17 protein-coding genes are annotated in these 26290 nt (G+C 35.9%); 5 read left to right on the top strand and 12 right to left on the bottom strand.

All coding sequences use genetic code 11. The features are described 5' to 3' along the window. Positions 1-248: 248 nt before the first annotated feature. The 3 genes from U9P79_00975 to U9P79_00965 all read right to left on the bottom strand — a co-directional run bounded on the left by U9P79_00975 (position 249) and on the right by U9P79_00965 (position 6323). Positions 249-2636: a xanthine dehydrogenase family protein molybdopterin-binding subunit gene (locus tag U9P79_00975; protein MEA2103204.1), complete on the bottom strand. Its 2388-nt coding sequence runs from the start codon at positions 2634-2636 to the stop codon at positions 249-251. A 20-nt stretch (positions 2637-2656) separates the two neighbouring features. Further along, a complete protein-coding gene (locus U9P79_00970) occupies positions 2657-3994 on the bottom strand; it encodes an amidohydrolase family protein (protein ID MEA2103203.1) in 1338 nt (445 codons plus the stop codon). A gap of 280 nt (positions 3995-4274) precedes the next feature. Further along, positions 4275-6323: a peptidyl-prolyl cis-trans isomerase gene (locus tag U9P79_00965; protein ID MEA2103202.1), complete on the bottom strand. Its 2049-nt coding sequence runs from the start codon at positions 6321-6323 to the stop codon at positions 4275-4277. Positions 6324-6552: 229 nt separating this feature from the next. On the opposite strand from U9P79_00965, the gene U9P79_00960 reads away from it, so the two are divergent. From U9P79_00960 to U9P79_00950, 3 genes are all read left to right on the top strand, one after another. Then, a complete protein-coding gene (locus tag U9P79_00960) occupies positions 6553-6846 on the top strand; it encodes a type III pantothenate kinase (GenBank protein ID MEA2103201.1) in 294 nt (97 codons plus the stop codon). A gap of 209 nt (positions 6847-7055) precedes the next feature. Further along, positions 7056-13415, top strand: coding sequence for a cell surface protein SprA (gene sprA, locus U9P79_00955; protein MEA2103200.1), 6360 nt, complete (start codon positions 7056-7058; stop codon positions 13413-13415). 213 nt (positions 13416-13628) lie between these two features. Then, a complete protein-coding gene (locus U9P79_00950) occupies positions 13629-14288 on the top strand; it encodes a metallophosphoesterase family protein (GenBank protein MEA2103199.1) in 660 nt (219 codons plus the stop codon). A gap of 50 nt (positions 14289-14338) precedes the next feature. Here U9P79_00950 and U9P79_00945 read toward each other — a convergent pair whose 3' ends face one another. The 9 genes from U9P79_00945 to lptE form a co-directional block, all read right to left on the bottom strand. After that, positions 14339-15481 (bottom strand): hypothetical protein, encoded by a 1143-nt coding sequence (locus U9P79_00945; GenBank protein MEA2103198.1) that lies wholly within the window; start codon positions 15479-15481, stop codon positions 14339-14341. An 11-nt stretch (positions 15482-15492) separates the two neighbouring features. Beyond that, positions 15493-16254: an outer membrane lipoprotein-sorting protein gene (locus tag U9P79_00940; GenBank protein ID MEA2103197.1), complete on the bottom strand. Its 762-nt coding sequence runs from the start codon at positions 16252-16254 to the stop codon at positions 15493-15495. Positions 16255-16410: 156 nt separating this feature from the next. Continuing rightward, entirely contained in the window at positions 16411-17646 is a 1236-nt protein-coding gene (locus U9P79_00935; GenBank protein MEA2103196.1) for an FtsX-like permease family protein, read from the bottom strand. A 371-nt stretch (positions 17647-18017) separates the two neighbouring features. After that, positions 18018-19271: an FtsX-like permease family protein gene (locus U9P79_00930; protein MEA2103195.1), complete on the bottom strand. Its 1254-nt coding sequence runs from the start codon at positions 19269-19271 to the stop codon at positions 18018-18020. Between the two features lie 2 nt (positions 19272-19273). Continuing rightward, complete coding sequence (locus tag U9P79_00925; GenBank protein MEA2103194.1) at positions 19274-19960, bottom strand: ABC transporter ATP-binding protein; 687 nt, start codon at positions 19958-19960, stop codon at positions 19274-19276. Positions 19961-20164: 204 nt separating this feature from the next. Then, on the bottom strand, positions 20165-20707 hold the full coding sequence (locus U9P79_00920; GenBank protein ID MEA2103193.1) for a transposase: 543 nt from the start codon (positions 20705-20707) through the stop codon (positions 20165-20167). Next, complete coding sequence (locus U9P79_00915; GenBank protein ID MEA2103192.1) at positions 20708-21826, bottom strand: DMT family transporter; 1119 nt, start codon at positions 21824-21826, stop codon at positions 20708-20710. A 52-nt stretch (positions 21827-21878) separates the two neighbouring features. Further along, entirely contained in the window at positions 21879-22610 is a 732-nt protein-coding gene (locus tag U9P79_00910) for a pseudouridine synthase (protein MEA2103191.1), read from the bottom strand. Positions 22611-22626: 16 nt separating this feature from the next. Next, positions 22627-23142 carry an LPS assembly lipoprotein LptE gene (gene lptE, locus U9P79_00905; protein ID MEA2103190.1) on the bottom strand — a complete coding sequence of 172 codons (516 nt, stop codon included), beginning with the start codon at positions 23140-23142 and terminating at the stop codon, positions 22627-22629. 1241 nt (positions 23143-24383) lie between these two features. On the opposite strand from lptE, the gene phnD reads away from it, so the two are divergent. Next, on the top strand, positions 24384-25304 hold the full coding sequence (gene phnD / locus U9P79_00900; protein ID MEA2103189.1) for a phosphate/phosphite/phosphonate ABC transporter substrate-binding protein: 921 nt from the start codon (positions 24384-24386) through the stop codon (positions 25302-25304). An 8-nt stretch (positions 25305-25312) separates the two neighbouring features. Then, positions 25313-26290 (top strand): PAS domain-containing protein (locus U9P79_00895; protein ID MEA2103188.1); only part of this gene is annotated, 978 nt, incomplete at its 3' end.

The following is a 26290-nucleotide window of genomic DNA, read 5'->3' as shown; positions in this document are numbered from 1 at the left end:
CAAGCCCCTGCTTGGGAATGCCTATTTCGAGAAGCCCCTGCTTCGATGCTTCGAGGTATGAGAATTTGCTAAAGATCAGTTTGGAAATGCCATGTATTCGTGGATAAAACGCCAAACAGGGGTTTGGCTACAAATTGTGTTCCCAAGCAGGGGCTTGGGAACAAGAGAAAAAAAAGGCTTGGGAGCAAGAAAGAAAAAAAAGGCTTGGGAACAAGAGAGAAAAAAAAGCTTGGACATCTATTCGGCAATCACTTCGATTTTATCACATACAATGGTTTGCCCAATTTTATTTGCTCCAGATCCAAAGGTAGATTATAATTTCTTTTCCCGATTGCATTTGAAACCGCATTGTTTATAGCAGCAGCAGTTAATTCCAGAGTGGGTTCACCCAAACTTTTTGCTCCAAAAGGACCAAACTTGTCTGGATATTCCACAAAATAGGCGTCAATATTTCCAATATCCAAACTGGTGGGGATCAGATATTCATCCAGATTTGTATTTTGTATTTTCCCTTTTTTAATGATCAATTCTTCCATCATTCCATAACCTGCACCAGTGGCAACTCCACCATAAACCTGTCCGAGAGCTCCGAGTTTATTGATAATTTTTCCAGCATCGTGGACGGCAGTAATATTTTTCACAAAGACCTGTCCTGTAGATATATTAACCTCTACCTCTGCAATTTGGCAGCCATAAACATAGGTAAAATATGCTAAACCTTGCCCTTTCTTTTCATCCCAACTCACATCCGGTGCATTGAACCAACCATAAGCACTAAGATTGATTCCCGACTGATAAGCCGTGAAACAGGCGTCTGCAAAACTAATTTCTTTACCCGAAATATTCTCAATAATTCTACGACTTGAAAAGTTAAAATCCGATTCATTATCCAATTTCCATTCTTTGCAAAGAACATTCTCTATCCGTTTTCTGATGATATTTCCGGCGTCAGCAACTGCTTCTCCACCCACAAGTGTAGAGCGGGAGGCTACCGTAGGACCACCATCCATAATATTGCTCGTGTTATAATCAAGATAAAAAACATCGCTAACTTCAAGCCCCAAAATTTCAGCGAGCACTATCGAAAAAGTCGTTCGAAGTCCCTGTCCATTTTCTGCAAGTCCGGTAAGCAAGTACACGCTTCCGTCATTCTGGACTGAAACGAGAGCTCCGCTTGCATCCACGCCTTCTGCTCCGAGTGAGCATCCGCGTAGACTGCAAGAAATTCCGATACCCTTAAAATTTGTTTTTTTGAGAGCAGAAAAATCAATTTCATCAAGAATATATTTTTTCTGTATCAGTTCTGAACTTTCCAAAATTTCATACGGTTGATTTTTTTCATTTTGTCTAAATTTGGTTAGGAAATCTGCTTCTTTTCGAGCCTTGTCTATTACCTCGAACAGACTTACTTTATGCGAGTCTAATTTTTGTCCGGTAGTGGTAACCGAGTCCTGCTGCACACCATTAATCTTTCGTATTTCCACGGGATTAATGCTTAGATTTTCCGCAATTTCATCCATCAGAGATTCTTGGGCAAAAATAATCTGAGGCGAACCGAATCCACGCATAGCACCGGTGTAAGGATTATTTGAATAAACTGCTCTGACGTCAGTTTCGACATGCTTTATTTTGTATGGACCAGTAGCTTGCACCACAGAACGCCAGGTTACAAACGGACTCATCGAAGCGTATGCTCCCCCATCTGCGAGAATATCTATTTTCATCGCGATCAATCTTCCATCGGGATTGTACCCGACTTTATACTTCATCTTATATGGATGGCGTTTGTAACTTTCGATTATGTCAGATTCCCTTGATAGCACAAGTTTTACGGGTTTATTAATTTTTCTGCACGCCACACAAGCACGTGCTCCGATAATATTCATCGAATCGTCTTTTCCGCCAAATGCTCCACCAATCTCAGCCTGAATAATGTGGATTTTTGTCAAGGGCAATCCCATTACTTTAGCGATTATTTTGCGAGATGTAAAAGGATTTTGGAAGGAACCATAAATTTTGTAAACATCTTTTCGATAGTGGGGTACTGCCACGACTACTTCCGGCTCGATATAAGCATGCTCAATGGTCTGAGTTGTATATTCTCGCTCCAGAATAAATTCTGATTCTGCAAATCCTTTGTTGACATTGCCCTTTCGCAAAGGATAATGCACAATCTGATTTGATTTCATTTCCGGATGAATTAGTGGGGCATCGGGCTCTAAAGCCTTTGTGTAATCCGCAAGAATCGGCAATTCCGCATATTCAACTTTGATCAAACTTTTTGCTTTCTGAATTGCATTTTCTGATTTTCCTACCACAAGTGCGATTACATCGCCGGCGCAAAAAATCTTATCAGAAGAAAAAATAGGCTGGTCGTCTGTAAGAACGCCGATATAATTTTTTCCCGGCACATCTTTATGAGTTATGATCGCCGAAATTCCTGCGACTTTTTCGGCTTCCAAAATATCTATGCTTTTTATTTTAGCGTGCACAGTATCGAGTCTAAATTGGTCGCTGAGAAGCATTTCCGGAAATTCCAGATCAGCACCATATTTCGCTCTGCCGGTAACTTTTTCGTAAGCGTCTGTTCGCTTTACATTTTTTCCAACAATATCAAATTTTTTCTTTTGTTTCATAATGAAAATCCTTAAGAAATTTACATATTTTCAAATCGTTCTCTAACCTTTTTTCCGATCTCATAACTTCTCTGATAAATTTCGTTTTCCCGTTCAATATCATAATCTTTCATAAGAAAATAACCATTTTTAAACATTGTTCGCACTGGAACTTCTGTGGCTCCATAAAGGAAATGTCCGAGAAAATTTTCCTTATCCAACGGAGTATATGGAACATAATCAAGGACAATAAAATCTGCCACATCACCGAGTTGCAATTTAGGAGATTTGCCAAAGAACATCTCTTGCGTTGCAAAACTGTTCTTGATTATTCTGTCAATAATTTCAAATCCGATGGTTGAATTGAGATTCTGATGACGAACATTTAGGAATGCCATTTTTATACTCCGCAAAATATTAGAATGCATCCCATCCGTGCCGAGAACAAGATTACAATTTTGGGGAACTTCAAGCAAATTTAATGTTCCCACTGCGTTATTAAAGTTTGAATCGGGATTATGCACAATCGTGGCTTTTTGCTTTGCAACGGCTTCGAGTTCATTTTTATCTATGTGATTGCAGTGGACCAAAAATGTTTTTTCATTTATAAGATTGAATTTTTTCAGCCTTTGAAGGAGCGATAAATTGTATTTCTCCTTATTGAAATCAACGTCATATTTATCCTCAGCAATATGAACGTGAAATCCAGCGTTCAAATCTGCTGTTTGTTCCTGAATATATTTCAAGGTTTCATCATTTAGGGTGAAAAGGGCGTGCAAACCGAACTGAGCTTTGCAATGCTGCGAGGTTTGGAAGCGGATGAAATCAAGATTTTCCTGAACACCCTCTTTCATATTTTCGATTCCGTTTCTGTCCGAAATCTCATACGAAAGCACTGCATCTAATCCGTGTGCTTTAAGGACTTTTTTGATTATTTCCAGACTTCCACTCACAAATTTCGGGGATGCGTGATGATCGAACAAAGTTCCCACCCCGTTTTTGATCGCTTCAATGGCAGCAATTTGAGCACTCGCTTCGATGGCTTCTTGAAATAAAGCCCGGTCAAGTTTCCACCAGAGATTTTTTAATACATTTAAGAAATTGCTCAAATCTCCTTTAACCGGCAATCCTTTGGAAAGACGGGAATAAACATGCTCATGGAAATTCACCAAGGGAGGTAAAACCAGCCGTCCTTGGGCATCGTATTCGGACAAATTGGAATTCGATTCCATAGGTTTTTTGGAGCTTTCCCTCACGTATTTCTCGAATGAACGCTCATTGATATTTGTTATTATTCCATTTTCAATCTGAAGATCACCGAAAACCGGTTGATAGCTGTCGTTTTTGAACTGACAAATATTTGCATTTTTTAGGATCATAATGTTTTTCCTTTCTTAAAAAAAGGATGGATTTTCTTAAACTTATTTCATTTTGGAAGGACATAAATGCCCTCGTATTTTTCTTTATTCTTACAATCTATGCGTGAACGCATAGACTATTTTATTGTGTTTTGTTCATTATCCAGATGAATCGGGAGAAAAGATACTTTATCTCTAAAATTTAAACAAAAAAAAGGTTGGGAAAAACTCCCAACCCTTTTGCTGAAATGCTGAATTGCTGAAATGCTGAATTGCTGAATTGCTGAATTGCTAAAGAGTTCTATTTATTTTGTTGTTCTTTGTTAGAATCGCTTTCCTGATTTATTTTATCAAGTATATTATTTTCACCACTTAAGGATTCAAGCATATATTTTGCCGATTCATTCAACTCATGTTCTTTGGATTCGGGATAAGCGAGAACTTCTTCAAACATCACTTTTGCCTTGCCATTCTTTTTGAGATATTCGGCATAGATAAAACCTTTCATGAACTTTGCCTTATAATCATCATTTCCATTGGGATAATATTTGATGATCTGATCATAGCATGAAATAGCGTCGTTAAAGTTGTTTCTTTTCATTGCGTCTTCTGCCAAATTAAACAATGAATCGACTGCCAATTTATGTTCTAATTTTGCGGGGTAAAGGGTAAGAGCATATTTCACTTTTATCTCTTTCTGAAGGTTTTTGAAGTAATTTCCCTGCTCTTCCTGAATTAGTTTTTGCCTGATAGTTTCAATAACATCTGCCAAAGGGGTGTATGATTTCGGTGTAAGGTTTTTTACTAACAAAAAGACATATTTCTCATTTTTATCCTGAAATATTTCGCTGAATTCACCCTCTTTGGTTGAGAAAATGTTCTCATTAAATATTGCATCTCTGCCGCGTCCGGGAATTGGTCCGTTTTCCCGAATTGGAGATATATCACCATTGTTTGCTTTTTCAATACAATATTCTTCGATCAATTCGTTTAGTTTATCTTCATCATCTTTGACCTTCTTTGCTTTGAATAAAACAAAATCTGCAGTTTCTTTATCGTCAAAAGTAAATTGCTTTATTTTGGCAGAAGCCGGATGTGAAAATCTTTTTTCCTTATCCGCATTATATGTATTTTCGATTACTTCATCCGGGATAACGATTTGATCAATAACAAATTGTTTATAATATTCACGCAAGATTGGAACCATTTTAGCGCGTGCAAGTTGTGATTTTAATTCGGGATTGTCTTCATAACCTTTTTCTATCGCATCTTGGAACATCACTTTGTCTGCAAGTCTCTCTTCGAGGAATTTCTTGCGTGCTTGATAGTCTGCAAGTTGCGGTCCCCGATTGGTTTGCATTTGCCTGACGACATCCCGCAAATCTGCGACCGTAAATACAACCGCTTCTTCCGAAGATATGATCAGTGGGGTATCGGCATAGGATGTGAGAGTGTCCGCTTTATGAAAGTCTGCGTTTTTAAGTGCGGTTGTATCAATTGTAGCATGATATTTTTTTATCAGTTTGCTTTTCAAATTATTGGTAATGGATTCAGTTTTATCATTTGTATAGCGATGTTTAACCCTTACTTTTATCTTTTCAAAATCCTTATATTCGCTTGTATCTCTATTAACAACTTCAATAATATGGAATTTATCATTGAATTCAATCGGGTCTGATGCAGTGCCGATCTCGGATGAAAAGATATAATCATCAATCAGTTCCGATCTTCCCACGTTAGTAATTTTTTCACCTTTCTCAACTTTGAATATTTTGCCATCACGTTTTTTGGAATATTTGTCGGTAGAGTATTCTTTCACAACTTCAGCAAATTCTTTTCCGGTGTTCAATTCTGCAAGAGCCTTTTCCGCTTGGGTGAGATTATCGGTTTGAATGTAAAGTATATCAGCATTCGGAATTTTCTTGTAGTATTCATCTTTATGATCATCAAAATATTTTTTTAATATTTTATCAGATGAAACAACCTGATTGTTTATGTTGTCCTTTTTATACAGATCCAATACGGATTTTTCCGCATATTGTAAGTATTCTGCCTGAATGGACCGGAGAGTATCAATACCTTTGGATTTTGCTTCTAAATAGAAAATTTCTTCTACTGCATAGTTGTCCAACATTTTTTGTTTTTGCTCGGCAGAAAATCCACCTTTAGGTTGATAATACTCAGGAATGAGATTCAGACGTTTGTTCAGTTCGTTCTCGGTTAATTTTCCACCTTCCCATTCTGCCAGAACAGGGGATTTGTCAGTCTCTTTTTTTAATTGACATCCGATTACCGTAAAGATAATCAAAATAGCAATTAACATCAATTTCGTTAGGTTTTTACTTAACATTTCAAAATCTCCTTAAAATTTTGTTTTGATTCACATACTTTTTTTTCGCATGTTTTTATGTCAAGATTGACGCACATGATTTTACCTTTGTATATAGGCGTATGTTACTTAAAACATCTATTTAAAATTCCGGTTTACAGCAAAAAAATATTATTTGAGTTTCCACATTTAGAGAAAAACTTGACGTAATTTACCTCCATTCCCTTTTGATGTTTTTCATCAAGGTAAAATGATGATTCTATTTTCCAATATTGGCAATACACATATTCATTTAGGCGTTTATCAGGACGATGACTTGGTAAACAGTTGGAGATTACGCTCGGATAAAACAAAAACCGAGGATGAAAGCAACATAGACAGAAAGGATATTTTCAGAGTGATAATATCTTCTGCAGTACCGGAAATTACAAAGCTCTTGAAGGTGATTTTGTTACTGTTGCCACAGGTGGCTTATCTCAATTTGTGGCTAATAAAACTAAAAACATTGACATCGTTGACAAGAATTTTGCTCCTGAAGGTTTGAAAAAATATATATAAATATCTAAAAAAACATAAGAAGGATTGCCTATAGCATTTGAAAATTACTGTTTGTTAAAAAGTTGTTTTATGGATGATTGTAGAATTTGTGCCGATATTGGTAGCTAAAAAGTTGTTGTAAAAGATTAACAATTTTCGGAAAAGCAAATTTCTGCAACTTGTCAAAATATGTTCAAAAAGGAAATGCTATAAATTATGTTTAAAAGAAATATTGGATTTATTATCTTTCTGGTGTTTTTTTCAGTATTGTATATCGCTTTGAATTTCAAGCCGATAATTGCTGAACCTGTCCACGAGCTGGTGGATGAAGAGATTGAAGACACACTCGTATTGAGCGAAGTCGAAACAATAAAAATTGATAGTTCGCTGGTCCTACAGCTCGAGACACTTGTTGATTTTCCCGATTCATCAGAGGAAATTTTAGATACTTTGGAATTTGTGGATACTGTTCTCGTTACAATAATTGATACAAATTATATTCCGGTTGATACCACTCATTATATTCATTTTCCCTACATTCTCAACAAGAGATTTTCTCACCCTCTGATCACTACCGGCGATACTACCGAAGTGTCGGACTATTTATATAGAAAAGCCTATCCAAGAGAAAAATTAAAATTCCCCTTTTTCCAGCTTTCTCCTTACAAATATGCTGATGAAATTAATTTCGATGAAGAATACGCCGTTCTCGGAGCAACATTTTTCGGGGTAGATTACATTAGCAAATTTCGTATTCCTTATGGAAAATATATGAATTTGCGCGCGTATCAAACATTTCAGGCAGAATTATATGCTGAAATAATGCGATTTGCAAAAGAAACAAATACCCAAGGCGCAGCCGAAGGCATCATCCCGGATATCGAATTTCCCAAAATTAAAATGCCCAAAACCATGAGAAAATTTTTCGGAGATAATATTGGGCGGTTACGGGTTTCCGGATACCAGAAAATCACAATCAGCGGTAGAACCACAGTTGACGACCCACCTCCCATTGAAGAAGGATATAAAAAAAGTTTGTTTCCGGACCTGAGCATGAAGCAAGAACTGAATCTCGGCATAAACGGAACTATCGGGGATAAAATTCACGTGAGTGTTGAACAGAGTTCGGAACAAACATTCATGAAAAAAAACCAATTAAATATAAAATATGTAGGTGATGAAGATGACCCGATTAAATTGATCGAGGGAGGAGACACCGGGATTCAACTTTCCGGCTCCGAATTCGTTAGTTATTCCGCCTCATCAGAAGGATTGTTCGGAGTGAAGGGAGAATTTGAGTTTGGCAATTTAAGCCTTAAAACCATACTCAGTCAGCAAGAAGGGCAGCACGCTTCTGCACACACAACCGGCTCATCGGTCTCCAATGTTCTCAGTTTCAAAGATATGGATTTTGCCAATAATCATTTTTTTTTATATGACCCTCAAACTCTTTTTGGACCTGATATTGACAGCACTTATATTGGTGGGCTGGTGGATGAAACGATTCTGCCGAAAGATGGTACACTTCGCGTTTTTGTTGATAACCATAAACAAGATCCTGAGGATTTTGAAGGACACGATCTGGAAGGAAATGTATATCAATTTCATGAACTCATAGCGGATGAAGAATTTATTATTAATTATAACTACCCCTATTTAATTAAGGTAAAACAGGTTTATAATGATTACGAGATAGGTGTGGTTTTTACTGCAAAGAATGAAACCCAAATTGGCAGTGCGATTGGGAGCGATATCACCGTTAAAATGATCAAAAAGAACTATGACGATGCAGGGACAAACCTTGATTCTGCATTATGGAATTATCTCGCAAAAGAAATATATTTCCTCGGCGCTACAAATATTGACCCGCAGGATTTTGGAGTGAAAATTTTCCTTGAAAGACCTGGTAGCGGAGAACGTGTGGAGGGTTTGACCGTAGATTCCACCTTTGTATCGTTCATTGATATGCTTGGGCTTGATACAAATAATGACAATAAGGTGAATAGTAGCGATAACACCGTTGATCTCTCCTCCGGTACGATTGCCTTTAAGATGCTGGAGCCTTTCAAAAACTTCTGGTTCGAGAATGGAGCCGTAAATTATGACTCTATCTGGGTAGCGATGACAAACGATCATCTCGGGAATGATATTATTTACGATGAACTGGATCCGGATGAAGCAGATTTTAATCCCTTTTTTATTGAAGTTTCAATGAAAACAAGTTCGAGCCGGATCACATTAAATAATATCAATATCATCGAAGGTAGTGAAAAAGTTTATGTAGATAATGAATTAATGACAAAAGGTGTAGATTACGATATTGATTATATGAGCGGAATCGTCACGCTGAGAGGCAATGCAACTGTTGATCCTGATGCAATTGTGAAAGTTGATTATGAATACAGACCCATTTTTTCCCCTGAAAAAAAGAGTATGATCGGAATGCAAGCGAAATATAAATTTTCTGATAATGCGAGCGCAAGTGCTGTTCTTATGTACGAATCAGAAAAAGCCAGCGATAAACATCCCAAGATTGGAGCCGAACCAAAAAATATCCTTGTTGGTGCAGTAACAGGTTCAGTGGATTCAGAATTGCCTTTCCTTACAAATACCGTAAACCTGATTCCATTTGTCAGAACAGACGCCAATTCCAACATATCTTTTTCCGGAGAAATGGCAATGAGTGTTCCTAATCCAAATACCACCGATGATCAGCAAGCCTATATTGATGACATGGAGGGGGTGGTGGAAACATTATCCCTCGGAATAAATCGAGCAGATTGGAATTTTTCCAGTTTTCCCGAAGATATTGACACGACTAACTATGCAGATAATTTGAATAAATCCAATCGAGGTTCTTGCTTTTGGTATAATCCTCAGGATAAATATGTGATGGAAGAACTGTATCCGGATCTCGAAGATGAAGAAAAAGCACAGGATGTTCCGGTTTTAGAATTAAAGATGAAACCCATACAGAGTGACTCTTTTCCAAATCAATCGACATGTTGGGGTGGATTAATGAAAGCAATGGGCAACAATCCCGTAGATTTATCCGAAAAAAAATATCTGAACCTTGTATTTAGAGGAGAAAATGTTATTGAGGGGGATTCGCTTTTTATTAATCTGGGATTTATAAATGAGGACTATTATCCAATTTTTCACCCGAATGGAGAATTGGATGAAGAAGATGGAATAAATGGTAATTTGAAAGATGGTGAATTGGATGCCGGTGAGGATATTGGACTGGATATTACTTCCGGAACAGATCCAAAGCCACCGAAAGATCACAGAGATGATGGACATTTGGGTGAAGCCGATGACGGGAACGACGATTACTGGTATAGTTCGGAAAATAAAGACGATTTTCGCGGTATTAACGGAACTGAAGGCAATGAGCGCTTGGATACAGAGGATTTGAACCATGACAACTCTCTAAATACTTACAATGCCTACTTGCAATATCATATAGATTTGCACAATATCAATGATGAAATTATTTATAATGAGTATAACGGCTGGAAATTTATCCGCATTCCGCTTCAAGATTCTACTTACTACAAGCAGATAGGCTCGGGAAGCGTCTCATTTAAAATGATAAAATATTCAAGAATTTGGTTGAGACGAACAGATGCTGAAAATCCAAATTTTAATGACTCTTTGGTTGTGGATTTCGAATCTATTGAAGTGGAGGGAAACAAATGGATGGCTTCTGCAATAATGGATACGAGTTTGCATGCCGTAACCAATCCGGGTGAAAATGAATCATTCGAAATAGCAGCAATAAATAGCCAAACTAATGTTGATTATACCCCTGCTCCGGGATCAGAGATAGATGATAACATTTCAGCACAGGATATTCAATTTGAACAATCGGTTATGCTGAAATGTAAAAATCTAAAAGAAAATAGATATGTGTATGCCCGACAAAATTTTATTGATCCCATGAAATTGTTACAATATAAAAAGATAAAATTTTGGGTATATGGACAAAAATCCGATAGTGTTATTTCGTCTGATGAGGAAATAATCGTATTCCGTCTTGGTGCTGATACAAACAATTATTATGAATATCGAGATACTATCACGATTTATGATGATCTTGGCGACAAAATGGAAGAATCACGCTGGCAGGATATTACTATTGACTTTACTCAATTTTCCGAGCTTAAAAAAAATAATTTTCCGGACACTACCGCCCATTTTCGGATTTATGGTAATCCGAATTTGAATAATACAAAGCAAGTTATTATTGGCTTGATCCGCCCCTACCAAGGTCATGGAAGTTCAGTTTTCACAGGCAGAATCCTCTTTGATGATATTCGGGTAGCAGATCCTTACCGAGATATTGGGACAGCAGCCCGATTAAGTATCAATACAAAATTTGCTGATTTTGCTCAAGTAACTGCAAATTTTTATCAGAAATCACCAAATTTTTACACTATCGGTGAGAGTGCCGGAAGCGGGAATAAAACCATAAATTATAATGTGAACAATAAATTGTATTTGCATAAATTTTTTCCTGATTACTGGGGATTGAATTTTCCCATACGTTATGAGTATTCGCAAACTAATCAAACTCCTATGTATATTCCCAACTCCGATATAAAAATGACAACCGAAGCAGAGAAAGATTCCTGCCGCATATTTAGTGAAAATAAATTACTAACTCTATCTTTGAGCAAAAGTAAAAATTCCGAAAATCCCTTTGTCCACTACCTTGTTGATAATTTATCACTCTCAGGTAGAATTCAGAAGAAGAAAAATGAATCTTCTTCATTGCGAGATACAACCGTTATTTATTCAGGAAATTTGAATTATACTCTTGGATTTGGCAATAAAGGGATAAAAATTTTGAAGGGATTTAAAATATTTTATTTGCCCCAAAGTATTGCATTGCTTTCAAGTTATCACAGCAGTTCAACTAATAAATGGAGAAACCAAACCGGTGAAGGTTTTGTGCGTGAGGAAAGTGATCCCACCGAAAAACTTTCTCCCAAAATAACTGTGGCTTATGAATTATTTTCTGATTTTAAAACCGGATACTCGTTGGAATCAAAAAGAGATTTGAAAAATAAATATTATTCGGGAAACAGTATATTCGGGATTGAAACTGATAAAAATCAGGATGTAGATGTAAATTTTGCTCCGGGATTAATGAGATTTATAAGTCTGTCCACAAACTATCAAGGAGATTATTCTCAAAATAGGAAAGAAGTAACTGCCAACGATTCAATTGTTTCCTATTTCAATGTCCAAAACAGCCGCAATGCTTCTGTTAATTTTACTTTGAAATTTGGTAAATGGGGGCAAAATCTCATTGATCTTTCAAAAATTAAAAAGAAGCAGAAGAAAGAACCGGAATCTCCGGAACATAAGAAACCTGAAAATGAGAAAGAAAAGACTATTCCGGGAAATCCTCCTCGCAAACCGGAAAAAGGCATATCCGGTAACTATGAAACTACAGGCTTTACTTCTCCTCCAGCGGAGCCGCAACCCGAGCCGGAACAAGAACCGTCGCAGATTTCGGGAAAAACTATTGAAGATACAACTGCCGTAACAAAAGTTGATGAGACGCTGGATTCGCTAAATATACAGAATAACGGAGAAGAGGAAGAGTCTTCAAAAGAATTGTCATTTCCGATTTATAGGCGAGCTTCATCCCTTTCCGGACAAGTTGCCGGATTCTTGCTCAAAATTATCGGTTCCACAAAGTGTGATTATAAAAATTCTTTCAACACAAAATACAAGTTAGAACCGGACTCATTGCCGAATATTAATTATCAGATAGGATTTTCAGAATTGGATTATGGCGAAGTGCTCCAAAATTCTCAAACTGATAAAATCTCTGTGAATGCTGGAAACAGGTTTAATATTTTTAAAACCCTTAGTTCTAAATTGAAAACCAGTTTTTCTCATATGATGAGTAATAATTCAGGGAATAAATCCAAAACAATAGATTTTGAATTTCCTAATGTGTCTCTTACTTATACGGGTATGGATCAAATCATTCCAGGCGAATTCATGAGAAATACTACGATGAATACAGGATTTTCCAGAAAAATCACGAATAGCGGAGAAGGATGGTGGGATGAACCCGTTACTATAACTACAATCTATCAGATGAATCCCATCCTAAATCTTTCTACCAAGTTCTGGAAAAAACTGGATAGTAGAATCTCCTGTAATTATTCTTATTCTTTCACAGAAACTAAAAAGGTGCCTTTTTCAAAAAACAAAAGCAATCAGATAACTATTACAGGTCATTTAGGATATTCGTTTAGAAATCCCCGCGGATTAAAAATTCTTTTCCTTAAACGCCTTAGGATGACTAATGAGTTAACCACAAGTCTGGATGTTTCATATAATACAAATATTCAGAAATTAAAACTACCCGAAAATCCATGGTCTAACGACACAAATTCCACAACCCTGAAAATAGATCCGAGATTTTCCTATAACTTTAGTCGAGATATTGATGGTGGATTAAGTGCAAGCTATAAAATAGTGGATAATAAAAAAGACGGTAAAAAAATCACAACCACAGAAATAAGCCTTTGGGTGAAATTCAAATTTTAATTAGTGTCTGTCCGTAAAGTACTATTTTTCGACCTCACCCCGACCCTCTCCTATCGAGGAGAGGGAGATAAAAGTTCCCCTTCTCTTTGAAGAGAAGGGGTTAGGGGATGAGTTGTGAGTTGGAAAATCTTAAGTCAAGTTCAAAAAAACGGAACTTAACTCAAGATTTTCCTTTGAAACCATCCGCAAAATTGTTACAAAAATGAATATTTTATGAGTAGATTAATTGCTATTGGAGATATACACGGGCAAATGAAAATGCTCGAAACCCTTATGAGAAAAATCCAACCCCGAGCAGATGACAAGTTTATCTTTTTGGGCGATTATATTGATCGGGGATTTTCCAGCAAACAGGTGATTGAATATTTGCTCCATTTCCGAAATAAGTTCGATTGTGTTTTTATTAAAGGCAATCATGAAGATATGCTATTGGATTTCTTGGGGCTGGATGATGAGGCAATGTTCAGGGATAGTTATCTTCCAAATGGTGGAATGGCAACCGTCCGATCTTATTGTGAAGAAAAAGCAGACACAGAAGCGTTAATCCAGTGCATTCCCGCATCACACATTGAATTTATAAAAAAGACCAAACTCTATCATATTGAGGGAAATTATATTTTTGTTCATGGGGGAGTAATAGCAGGCGTGCCGATTGAGAAGCAGAAAAGAGAAAACCTTCTCTGGCTACGATATCAATTTATATCTTACCCGACTGATCTTGATAAAATTGTGGTTTTCGGGCATACACCCCAAAATAGTGTTTTTATCTCAAAGGATAAAATCGGGGTAGATACAGGTGCGGGTTACAAAAAGTCTCTAAGTGCGATAGATTTGTCTAACAAAACAGTTTTTAGTGTAAAATGGGAAAGATGAAAATTACTTCGATTAGTATTTTTTCTCAGGATTAGTTGTTTTTCATACCCTTAAAATTTCACTTTCAATCGAGTAGAATATTCCAAATCTGGAATTATACCTTCCCATTCGTTTATGCGGTAGTAGCGTGTGTAAAAGATCAAATCTACATTTTGGAGAATATTATAATAAAATTGTCCCGAAAAAATTGCCGAATCATTTTCATTTTTTTCATAACTGTAAATCAAATTGGTAGAAACACTCATCAGATCATTTATCTTGTATAAAAAAGAAGAATAGAAATTGTTTCTCTTCCACAAATTGTCCGCACCGGCATTTCGGCTTTTATGCAAAAATTCAAGAGCCCAAAAATATGTGTTATCAATCGAATAATCGGCACCGAGCATGATCTCGAAATCTCTGTTGTCAAAATTTTTATGAAAGTTTTCGACAAATTCTCCATAAATTCCCGCGATAGCATCTCCCCTAAAAGTAATGCCGGTAGTCGTTTTATAACTTTTCTGATTGTATATTCCCACGGCACTCACATCAAAATCAAAAATGTTATGAAAAACTTTTATAGCGGAATGGGTTTCCTTTTCCCCGAATGGCATTTCCGTGATAAAGTCTATCCCGGAAAGCAAGGATAGAGGAATTTTAACGTTGAGAATATCGCTGCCGGAACGCCTATAATTCAAATCGGAAATATTGAGTGAAGAAAAAACATCTATGGGTGAGAATATTTGTCCCTTCCCAAAATTGATGATCTGCCGCCCGATCGTAACATCAAACATTGGGAAATATAAGGAGAAATATAATTTTCGCAAATTCATAAATATGGGAATTTGGTCGGATAATTTTGAATTAATCATTGAATCAATCTTAGTAGAATCCGCAGAAGATTCGAGATATTTTTCCCCTAATTCTCCATAGGGAATTGTTACATCAAACTCTCCCGCCACTTTTCCGTATTTTTGGTTTGTGTTTATGAATTTTAATGAAAAATTACTTTTTCCTCCAAATTTGAGCGAATCGGTTTTGCCTGAATTTATATAATGAAAAAAACCGAGATCGGAATACAAACTTCCGTTAAATTCGAGACCGGATTTTGCCAAAAGTGATGAGGCGGAAAAAATAATAAAAATGATTAGAATTTTAATGTAACTCGTGAAATTGGTAGATAATTTTTTTACCTTGATGGCTGTGTGTTTCATAATATTTTTCCCTATTTTCTCAGATTACGAATGGAAAATATCTTTGCCGGAACAGGTTCATTGAAAAAGATGTCAAACATTTCAAATACCGTTTCACTGTTTTCACGAAGCATATTTTTCATTGAGGTTTTAACCGGGAAATAGCGGTTGCCTATTTTTTTGATTTTTTGAACCTCTGCCCTTTTCAATAATTTTCCACTTTTGGCATACATCTCTTCTTTCCAGCAGATAAAATATTCTTTGTCAATCCACATTTTGCGATGAAAATATTGGACAAGTTTAACAACGGCTGTTAAATCCAAAACATAGCAAAGTCTGTCATTTACGGTTTCTTCGCAAATAAGATTTATGTCGTATTTATCAGAAAGTTGTTGAGATTCCAAAGCATCTTCATACGAAAAATCGCTGCCCATCATTCCTTCTTTGAGCATGTGCCCGGAAATTTTTACAACCTCGTTCTCTTCGGGGAAATATATCCAAAGATTTTCACCAATCAACAAATATTTTGTCCCTTTATCTGAGGGATTTGTGAAAGTAACAATTGCTTTATTGCCTTCGGAAACTCCCTCGGCTGTCAATTCCTTGGTGCGAATTTTATCTCCGATAAATATTGTCATTTCAGCGTTGTATTTGATCGTTGTATAATCAAGATTTTCATCCATTTTTTTGATGATCTGCTCGGCATTTTCGGTTTTGCTCGATGATTTTGTTTCAGCACCCAAATAAGGTGCAAAGAGTAAAATCAGGGATATTATAATTAAAGTATATTTCATATTTTCCTTCCGGATGTTTTTGACACCAAAAAACGCGATTAAGCAGATTCTGATGTTCTAAATAAATTAATGATATTTAATCTGTGAAAATCATTTTTTTCAGCGTGATGTTGTTTATCACACTCATCTGTATCCTATTAGTTTCATAAATATCTGTCAAACGCTTTTGAGCGAATCGGCTATTTTCATTTTTGCAGCTTTATAAGAGGGTGCTACGGAAATCAAAGCAGCGATCACCGTTCCCAAAGCCAAAGGCATAAAGATTCCGTAAAAACTCAGTTTGAAATTAATGATATTATCCATCGGAAATCTGAGCGATCCCATCATTCTGGAAAAATCAATTCCGTGATAATGGAAGAAAAGGACAAGCAGAAATCCGAGACCACTTCCTATCAAACTGCCAATCAAACCGAGGATAAATCCCTCGTTAATAAATAGGAAAAGCACATTCTTCGCAGACATACCCAGCGAGCGGATGAGCCCGATCTCTTTTCTCCTTTCAAAAACGACCATCATCATTATATTTCCGATAATGAATGCCCCGAATAGAGCAACGATGAAGTAAATCCAATTATAAATTCCTTCCGCCAACTTCACATAAGCATAATATCCGCCGATTTTTGTCCATGATAATATTGTTAGATTTTCATTGGTTAACATGTTGCGGATTTTCAGAGCCATTTCATCGGATTTGCGATAATCTTTCAGAAAAATAATAATTTGCTGAGTTTGGTCTCCCATTCGTAATAATTTTTTCGCATCCTCCAAAGTAATCTGGAAGATTGTTTCGTCAAGTGTATTTAATCCACTTTGGAAAATTCCTACGATTTTGAATTTTTTGAGATGAAGGGCATAATCGCTTCCGCTGGTCATAACTCGAATTTGATCACCCAATTTATAATTTAGTGCTTGAGCGAGTTTGTAGCCGATAATTGTTTCATCAGCATTCTCAATATATTTTCCGTCTGGCAAAATTGATTTCTGGAGCATAAGTAAGTTTTTTTCCAACTCGGGATTTCCGGCAAGTGCTACCGCCATTTCATTGTTTCCATTATGATTGATGAGAACTCCGAAATTTATTCTTTGGGTGATCAGGTCAATATTGTCGGCAATTTCATTGTTGGAGAGGATTTGTTCGATAATTTTTTCCGGATTTTCAATATTATCAGTTATTGGGTAAAATCTGCTGTTTTCTGCAAATTTTTTTGTGGATATGCGGATATGCCCGGTTTCGTTTTTCGTATAATTTTTCACGATGGAATCCGTAAAACCGCCGATTAATCCTTTAAGATAAACAATGAATAAAACGGCAATAGAGATTGAAATGATCGCAAGCAGAGAGCGTCTTTTATTTCTTTTGATATTTCGTATAGCTAATTTTAGTAGATACATGCTCGTTTTTCCTTTCGATTTAATTTAACCACAGAGAGCAGGGAGAAAAGATTAAATTTACATAATCAGACTTAGGTTCAGGTTAAACTTTTTCAGACTGGACTTAATAATTTTTTTTTCGTGTTTTTTCGTGTATTTCGCCTGTCCAATGAAATGCTTTTATATTTATTTCATCGGTGTGAAATGCTGTTATCGGTTTTATTTCACTGGGTTCATATTTCATCGGGGTGGTTAATGTTGTGTCCGTTTAAACCGAGAAAAGATTAAATTTACATAATCAGACTTAGGTTCAGATTGAACTTTTTCATATATGACTTAATAATTCATTTTCGTGTTTTTCCGTGTATTTCGTGGTTAATGCTTTGTCCATCTCATTCAAATCGTAGTATGCGATTGATCTGCATTTTGGCAGCTTTACGGGCTGGAATTATACTGGCGAGAACCGATACTAAAATCCCAAATATAAAGGCAAAAATCATCAATCCGATATTCCAGGTTCCGTAAATCGTTCCCCATACAGGAATTCCACCCATATCAATATCTTTTACCATTTTGTCCATAGCCATTCCATTTGTAACGAGAAAATAGTTAAAAATAATCCCGAGCAAGATTCCCAAAGAGCTACCAAGAAAACCAATGATCAATCCTTCCCACATAAAAAGAAATGTGATCTCGAATCTGCGAAAGCCGTGAGCGAGTAGAATGCCAATTTCTCGAATTCTTTCATAAACACTCATCAAAACAGAATTGAAAATTCCCACAGCAGCAATGAGAAGAATTACAATCATAAATACAAATCCAAAAACTTTTTTTTGTTTGCTAATCTCCAGAAAAGATGCTCCCAATTCAAGAAAACTCTTTGTCGTTAATTGGGGGAATTGATTCTCTAATTTTCTTTTCAAAATATTAACTTTTGAGATTAATTTTTTGTATTGAACCGGGCGTTCAAAGGAGATGTCAATCTCGGTTATCAGATTTTCCAAATCCAAAAAAACATTTGCAGCCTCATAAGTAATAATTACAGAATTATTGTTAATATTCGGGTCGGTGGTATTTAGCAAACCGATGATCTCAAACTCGTCCGCATTGTGTGTGTCAAATTTTGTGAGAGCATACAAAGTGATATAATCGCCGTTTGTTACATCCAAATCCTTAGCGAGAGTTTTCCCGAGAATTATTTGATTTTGGGAATTTTGGGAAAAATATTTTCCGATTATGTTTTTAGAAATTGTAAAAACCTGTTTATCTGTTTGGGGAGCGATCACAGTTCCTTGCACGGGAATGGATTCTGAGTAATTGGAAAGTTCTCCCAAAAATTTTGTACGGGGTGTTATTCCTTTTGCCATTGATTCATTTTTTACAAAATTTTTAATCTCGGGCAGGTTCATAATTCCATATTTGAGCGGAAGGGATTTTTTATGCTCGTAATATTCCGTTGTATTTAATTTTACGGAGGACGTTGACAGGTCTATCATATTATCAATTCCGGCTCGATTCATCCCCTCCATCACAGAATCCATATAGATTAGTAAGATTAAACCGGCTGCGATGGTTATTGCAGAAAAAAAAGTTCGTCTTTTATTTCGCAAGATATTACGAAATGCAATTTTTGGAAGAGTGCCCATGATTATTTCCTTTCGTCAGATTCGATTTTACCATCGCGAAGTTTTATCACTCTTTTTGCGTGTTTTTGAACCAACGGATCGTGAGTAGAAAAAATAAATGTCGTCTCTTTTTCCCGATTCATTGTTTTCATAACGGACATGATATTTTCAGAAGTTCCCGAATCCAAATTTGCAGTAGGTTCGTCAGCAAGAACAATGAACGGATTTTTTACCAGCGATCTGGCAATTGCCACCCTCTGCTCCTGTCCACCGGAAAGTTCTTTGGGCAATCTGTTCGCTAAATCCGACAGTCCGACAAGAGAGATAAATTCCATCGCCATTTGTTTCATTTCTTTTTTGGAATATTTTTTTCCGATTATAAGGGGAAGTTCTACGTTTTCTCGGACGGTTAGCACCGGAATCAAATTAAAAGATTGAAAGATAAAAGCGATGTGCTCTTTTCTGTATTCGGTAAGCTGCTTTTCTTTCATTTTCCCCAAGTTTTTTCCGAGATATATTACCTCACCGCTGGTGGGAATATCTATGCAACCAAGGATATTGAGCAGCGTGGTTTTCCCGCTTCCGGAAGGACCGACTATCGAAAGGAATTCACCTTTTGAGATTGTCAAATCTACGCCACGTAAGGCTGGAATTTTCAGAGGTCCTTTGTAATAATTTTTTATAACATTTTGCATTTTAATGAATGACATTTTACCTCATTTCTTTGATGAATATTTGTTACGGAATGGTCCGTGACAACTTGGTGGTTGAGTCGCCACGGACCATTCCGTGCCGATTTTCGTTTGTGTCACGGAATGGTCCGTGACACCTCGGGAATTCCGTGACAACTCGGTGGTTGAGTCGGCACGGACCATTCCGTGCCGATGAATCCGGTTTCCGTGCCGAATTTAGCATCAATCCGTATCAATAAAAATAATCGAATGATCATCATATTTATAGTTTCTCGCACTTGAATATTTATAATCTTCAGGTTGCTTTACTAAATTTGCTTTAACCGGATTGTTATGAATATATTGCAATTTTTGTAAAAAGAATTTTCTGCTTCTGATTACCACATCATCGAATCGTTTGTTCCAGAATTTTCGTTTTTGATCCGGATATTTATTAGCATAATTTTTAAAAATCTTGTCAAGATTTTGATCTCCTTTTTTTCCTATTTCACCCATAATATCCCAAGCAGAATATTTTTTTATATCACGCATAATATCAGAAATAGTTCCATATTTATTTTCTGTTCGAATTATCCAATGAAAATGAGATGGCATTATTACATATCCCAATATATTAAAATGATATTTTGCCTGATAATGTTTAATATTATCTATCAGCAAATCACAACATACATTTGAATGAAAAACTTTTAAATGATTTACGACAGATGTGGTAATAAAAAAGCAATTTTCATCAGTAAAATTACTTCTTCCTCTTAGTCCCATTTATTTTGAATTCCTTTCTGGTGTTATACGTGTTACGGAATCAGGACTATGCCCAGACAGGTTGGTCAGTGACACCGTAGTGATTCTCGTTTGTGTCACGGAATGGTCCGTGACACCTCGGTGGTTGAGTCGGCACGGACCACTCCGTGCCGATGAATTCGTTTGTGTCACGGAATGGTCCGTGACACCTCGGGAATTCCGTGACAACTCGGTGGTTCGATCAGGGATGATCGGATTACGAAATAGACGCTGCAGAATTATACCTGAAATGATGAACACTAATCCTACAATTGTGGAAAATAATATTTTCTCTTTGGTGATTATATTTATATTTATAAGTGAGATAAATGGAGTTAAGTAAATAAAATTACTCACCTGCGCAGTGGTTTTAGAAAGATTGAGAGCCTTCAACCAAATTACAAAAGTCAGACCCATTTCAAAAATTCCTACATAAATGGCTGCCAGCGTTCCGGCAGGATCATTCTTCAAAAAAGAAAGGTCAATTTTGTGGAAAATACTAAAAAGCAGGATATACATAAATCCAAAAGAAAAATTCATGAATAATTTTATCACATCGTCTCTTTTATCTTTAATATTGTAAATCCAAAATAATGCCCAGATCACCGCACTGCTAAGCGGGAGTAAATCGCTCTTAAAATTGGAAAAACGTAATCCGAAGATATCACCCTTAGTAGCAATTATAATCACTCCCAAAAAACTGAGGAATATGGCAATGATTCCGGAAAGTTTGATTTTTTGTCTAAGAATGGGAATTGAGAGAAGCACCAACATTATTGGCCAAATATAATTTAGAGTGATCGCTTCTTGGGCTGGCAGGATTGAGTATCCTTTTAGTAAAACGAGATAATAAAAAAACGGATTTAAAAATCCGAGTATCGCAGAATGAATTAATTGCCTTCGTGTATTTGAAAATAATTTCGGTAATTTTTTCTGGAAAATTAGGATCGCAAAAGTGCAGCAGACAGCCACAGCAGATGAAACGAATAATAGTTGGAGAAAATCAATATATCCGAGGGAAATTTTGAACGCCGAACCAACTGTTGACCAAATTAGCACAGCAATTATTGCCAAAATATATGCCTTGTTTTGCTTCTTCATTTAGTTTAGTGCTTCCGGCAGTCGTCCCGAAGCTTTCGGGATGGTGTCAATACTATTTTCGTTTATAGAGGTTCGGTTTACGAATCGAGCTGATCTCTTTATCTTTTAAATATCGCCATGAACCTTCCGAGAGATCAGCCAATCTTATCGAGTGAACTTTTGTTCTTTTCAGTTCGGTTACCGTATGGCCAATATTTTCTATCATCCGGCGTATTTGCCTTTTTTTCCCCTCATAGAGAACTATTCGGATTTTGGAAATATCATTAGATTTATTGTAACTTTTTACAAAAACTTTTGCCGGAAGCGTTTTACCCTCTTTAAGTTGGACTCCATTTCGCAATTTATACAAATCATCTTTGCTGATATTTCCCTTTACATGCACAATATAAACTTTTTGTATTTTTGTTTTCGGGTGAGTTATTTTATTAGCCCATTCACCATCATTGGTAAAAAGAAGCAGCCCGGAAGATGGTTTATCCAACCGACCTACTGAAAAAATACGCACCGGGAATTTTGGCAATAAATTAAAAACGGTATCCCTTGCAAACGGATCGGATGAGGTGGATATATAACCGACCGGTTTGTTTAGCATAACGTAAATCTTTGTTTGTGGCAAAATAATTCTTTTGTTTTTAAAAAAAACAATATCTTTGTTTTCATCAATTCGGGTAGCGAGATCTACAACTATTTTGTCGTTTACTTTTATTTTACCATTTGCAACTAATTCTTCTACGGAACGGCGTGATCCCAATCCGGCTGTAGCCAAAAATTTATTTATACGCATATTTTCCCTTATTTTTCTACCACTGTTCAATGGTATTTGTCAGGATATTACTCCCGAGTTCTTCGATGATATTTTTAATTGCTTCTTCCTCAGTCATCAGATTAACTTCATCCCCGGTGGATGTTTCGCTTCCGGAAGAATTGCCATAGATTGCCTTTAGCCGTAAGTTTGAATTTTTCCACACGGTTGTGTCCTTTATCATATCTTCTACATCCACAGCAAATGAAATAGCAACTTGCCATTGGAGCGGATTTTCTGCTTCATCATAAGTGAACACGGTTTTTTCATACGAATTAATTGTTCCAATCACATCTGTGTCTGCGTTTGCACCTTTAACCTCAAGCCGATTATCATCAATAAATTTGTCGGTAAGATATTCTGATACTAATTCGGGCAATTCATATTCTTCCGTCTTGTTTTGAAATTCTGTGATCATTATAGTTTTCAAGTGGGGATTTGAACGAGTGTAAAATCCGTAATGCCCGCAAGTGGCAACAAGTAAGATAACTAAAACAGTAAAGTATCTTTTCATTCCGATTCTCCGCTATTTGATGATTTTTAATAATTATTAATTTAAAAACACATTTTGAGAAGTGTCTTTGGTGTCAAGTTATTCGGGTTAATTTCGCATCTCCCCCATTTTTTTACAAGAATGTATCTAAAAAAACCGAGTTATTTGAGGGCATTTCGTCTGGATTTATTCGTCAGTCTTTTTGGACAATGTCTGCGAGGGGGTAAACCCCCACGCTAAATCGAAAAAAGTATTATGAATAATACTCATTACATAGCAGCCATTTTTTTCAGCCTGATTTATCCGGCTTTATTCGATTCAGCGTGGGCATTTATGCCCTCGCAGAAAGAATAAAATCTGAATAACCCCGGGTTCAGTGAACAATATTCATTTTCAACCTATAAATTTAGAACTTCTACATTACCCATCTTATTTTCATTCTATTTAGAGTCTGTCCGTAAAGTAGTATTTTTAAGCACCTTGCGGATGGTTGCTTTTCAAACCTCCGCAATGGTGGTCATTTACACATTTCAACCATTGCGGAGGTTTCCAACCATCCGCAAGGTTTCGGAGTTTACGGATGGGCTCTATTTAGAGTCTGTCCGTAAAGTAGCATATCAAGTAAAATATATTCTTCATCCTTTTTACAACTCATCCCCTAACCCCTTCTCTTCAAAGAGAAGGGGAATTTTTGTCTCCCTCTCTCCGCCAGTTGGCGGAAGGGTCGGGGTGAGGTCGAAAAATCATAGTTTACGGATGGGCTCTATTTAATTGATCCACTTTTATTTTATCTTTTTGTGAAAATGTGAAATTACAAATCATCTTTCCTCTATAAGTGCCAATGTAGGTATAGGTGTAATTCACGCTGATCTTTTGCTGATTTTGGGGGGATGCGTGATTCGGGTTAATTCACATCTCCCCATTTTTTTATAAAAATTTTAAGATATGTCAAAAAGCCTTTCGTCAGTCTGTGAATCTTCGATAAACGGATTAATATCGTTGAAGTTAAAAAATTCTAAATTTCATTTTGTTATTTCTAATGTCCCCCAAAAATACCGTTACCAAAGAATTGAAATTAAAAAAAATGTTAAGTTTGACAGAAATATGGGAGCATGGAATTAGTGTATGCTCTTAAATTTCGAAACATTGTCCCGAATGAATTCGGGAAGAACATCCGCAAAGTGCTTAGAAAACACGAATTTAATGATGAGCAAATGTAAAAAGAATAGATTTATATATTCGGAAAAACAGGAGTAAAGGAAATGAAAAAAGTATTAACTATTTTATTGTTATTATTGATTATTCTTGGGTGTAGTAATAAAGAGAATAAGAAAAAAATAGATATGGGTGATGTGATTAAAACAGACAAAACTACTTCAGATGAGAAAGATAAAATCCGTATTGCAGTTGCAGCAATGATTTCTCCAAAAGAAACATTCGTTTATTACGAAAAATTACTTGATTATATCGGAGAAAAAATCGGGCAAGAAGTAGAGTTTGTGCAACGTGATACTTACGGAGAAGTAAATCAATTGCTTGAAAATAAAAAAATAGATTTTGCATTTGTATGTTCGGGACCTTATGTTACCGGTAAAGAAAAATTCGGAATGCAATTGCTTGTAGTTCCTGTTGTTAATGGTGAAACTGTCTATTATTCTTATGTTATTGTAAGTAAAGATGCTGATTACAAAAACTTTGCAGATTTAAAACAAACTAATTTTGCATTTACCGACCCAAAATCAAATACCGGTTGTCTTGTTCCAACTTACGAATTATCAAAATTAGGACAATATCCCGAAACTTTTTTCAGAAGTATTATTTATACACATTCACACGATAATTCAATAGAAATGGTTGCCAGAAAAAAGGTAGATGCAGCCACGGTTGATCACTTAATTTGGGAATATATGAATGCAACAAATCCGAAATTCACTTCACAAACAAAAATTATCCGGAAATTCGGACCTTTTGGAATTCCCCCTGTTGTAGTTCATCCTGATATTGACAAAAAATTAAAAAACAAAGTTGAAAAAATTTTGCTAAATATGCACAAAACCGAAGAAGGTAAGAAAATTCTTAATAAAATAATGATTGAAAAATTTGCAATTGTTGATGACGAACATTATGAATCAGTTAGACAGATGAAAAAATGGTTAAACGAATTTCAGGAAAAGGAAAAATAAAAATGAGAATGAAACATATAAGATTAAAAATAGTATTAGTAATGTTTTTGGTTGGTCTTTTTATTTGGATAACTGTTTTATCGGTTGGAAATATAATCTATCGGCAAACACTCAACAGATTATTAAAACAAATAGGTGTAGATCAAACAACGGTGTTATCAAATAATTGTGCCAATTTAATTCTTACCAATGATATTGTGCAATTAGACAGAATAGTTAATAATATGAAAAAGCACAATAAACATATTACTTATTCTTTTATCGTAAATTCAGAAGATAAATTATTAGCTCATAGTTTTGGAGATGCTTTTCCCAAAGATTTAATAAATGTAAATAGGGTTACATCTCAACAAAGGTACAAAATTCAACTAATTGAAATGCAGAAGAATAATATTTATGATATTGCTGTTCCTGTTTTTATAAAAAAAAATCAAATAGGAACTGCACATATCGGCATAACCAAAAATATGATTTCAGAAGCTATAAAATCAAAATTATATATCATTATACCGATATTATTCATATCGCTCTTGATCATTTTGTTAGCAGGATTTTGGTTTGCAAGTCAAATATTAAAACCGGTTAACAAATTACAAAAGAGCGAGAATGCAATTAAAAAAAGTGAAGCAAAATTTCATTCATTATTTTCTGAAATGGGTGAAGGGGTATATCTCCATGAAATTGTTTATGACAATAAAGGCTCAGCAATTGATTATCGAATACTCGAAGCTAATGCTGCTTCTGAAAAAAATATCGGTATTAAACCTAAAGATGCAGTAGGGAAATTAGCAACCGAACTCTACGGGACAAAAGAAGCCCCATATATTGAAATATATACCAAAGTTGCCGAAACAGGTAAACCAGTACAATTCGAACAATATTTTTCTCCACTGAAAAAACATTTTCATATTTCTGTTTACTCTCCTGAAAAAAATAAATTCGCAACAGTTTTCTCTGATATTACCGAACGCAAGCAGGCAGAAGAA

It is taken from the genome of Candidatus Cloacimonadota bacterium (assembly GCA_034661015.1).
Classification (GTDB): domain Bacteria; phylum Cloacimonadota; class Cloacimonadia; order JGIOTU-2; family JGIOTU-2; genus JAYEKN01.
Note: the sequence above shows the minus strand (reverse complement) of the source record. Positions and strands in the feature narration are given on the sequence as shown.

What these genes read in the sequence shown, in the direction of transcription:
- U9P79_00975 (MEA2103204.1), bottom strand. Translation starts at nt 2,636, where the DNA reads ATGAAACAAAAGAAAAAATTTGATATTGTTGGAAAAAATGTAAAGCGA.
- U9P79_00970 (MEA2103203.1), bottom strand. Translation starts at nt 3,994, where the DNA reads ATGATCCTAAAAAATGCAAATATTTGTCAGTTCAAAAACGACAGCTAT.
- U9P79_00965 (MEA2103202.1), bottom strand. Translation starts at nt 6,323, where the DNA reads ATGTTAAGTAAAAACCTAACGAAATTGATGTTAATTGCTATTTTGATT.
- U9P79_00960 (MEA2103201.1), top strand. Translation starts at nt 6,553, where the DNA reads ATGATGATTCTATTTTCCAATATTGGCAATACACATATTCATTTAGGC.
- sprA (MEA2103200.1), top strand. Translation starts at nt 7,056, where the DNA reads ATGTTTAAAAGAAATATTGGATTTATTATCTTTCTGGTGTTTTTTTCA.
- U9P79_00950 (MEA2103199.1), top strand. Translation starts at nt 13,629, where the DNA reads ATGAGTAGATTAATTGCTATTGGAGATATACACGGGCAAATGAAAATG.
- U9P79_00945 (MEA2103198.1), bottom strand. Translation starts at nt 15,481, where the DNA reads ATGAAACACACAGCCATCAAGGTAAAAAAATTATCTACCAATTTCACG.
- U9P79_00940 (MEA2103197.1), bottom strand. Translation starts at nt 16,254, where the DNA reads ATGAAATATACTTTAATTATAATATCCCTGATTTTACTCTTTGCACCT.
- U9P79_00935 (MEA2103196.1), bottom strand. Translation starts at nt 17,646, where the DNA reads ATGTATCTACTAAAATTAGCTATACGAAATATCAAAAGAAATAAAAGA.
- U9P79_00930 (MEA2103195.1), bottom strand. Translation starts at nt 19,271, where the DNA reads ATGGGCACTCTTCCAAAAATTGCATTTCGTAATATCTTGCGAAATAAA.
- U9P79_00925 (MEA2103194.1), bottom strand. Translation starts at nt 19,960, where the DNA reads ATGTCATTCATTAAAATGCAAAATGTTATAAAAAATTATTACAAAGGA.
- U9P79_00920 (MEA2103193.1), bottom strand. Translation starts at nt 20,707, where the DNA reads ATGGGACTAAGAGGAAGAAGTAATTTTACTGATGAAAATTGCTTTTTT.
- U9P79_00915 (MEA2103192.1), bottom strand. Translation starts at nt 21,826, where the DNA reads ATGAAGAAGCAAAACAAGGCATATATTTTGGCAATAATTGCTGTGCTA.
- U9P79_00910 (MEA2103191.1), bottom strand. Translation starts at nt 22,610, where the DNA reads ATGCGTATAAATAAATTTTTGGCTACAGCCGGATTGGGATCACGCCGT.
- lptE (MEA2103190.1), bottom strand. Translation starts at nt 23,142, where the DNA reads ATGAAAAGATACTTTACTGTTTTAGTTATCTTACTTGTTGCCACTTGC.
- phnD (MEA2103189.1), top strand. Translation starts at nt 24,384, where the DNA reads ATGAAAAAAGTATTAACTATTTTATTGTTATTATTGATTATTCTTGGG.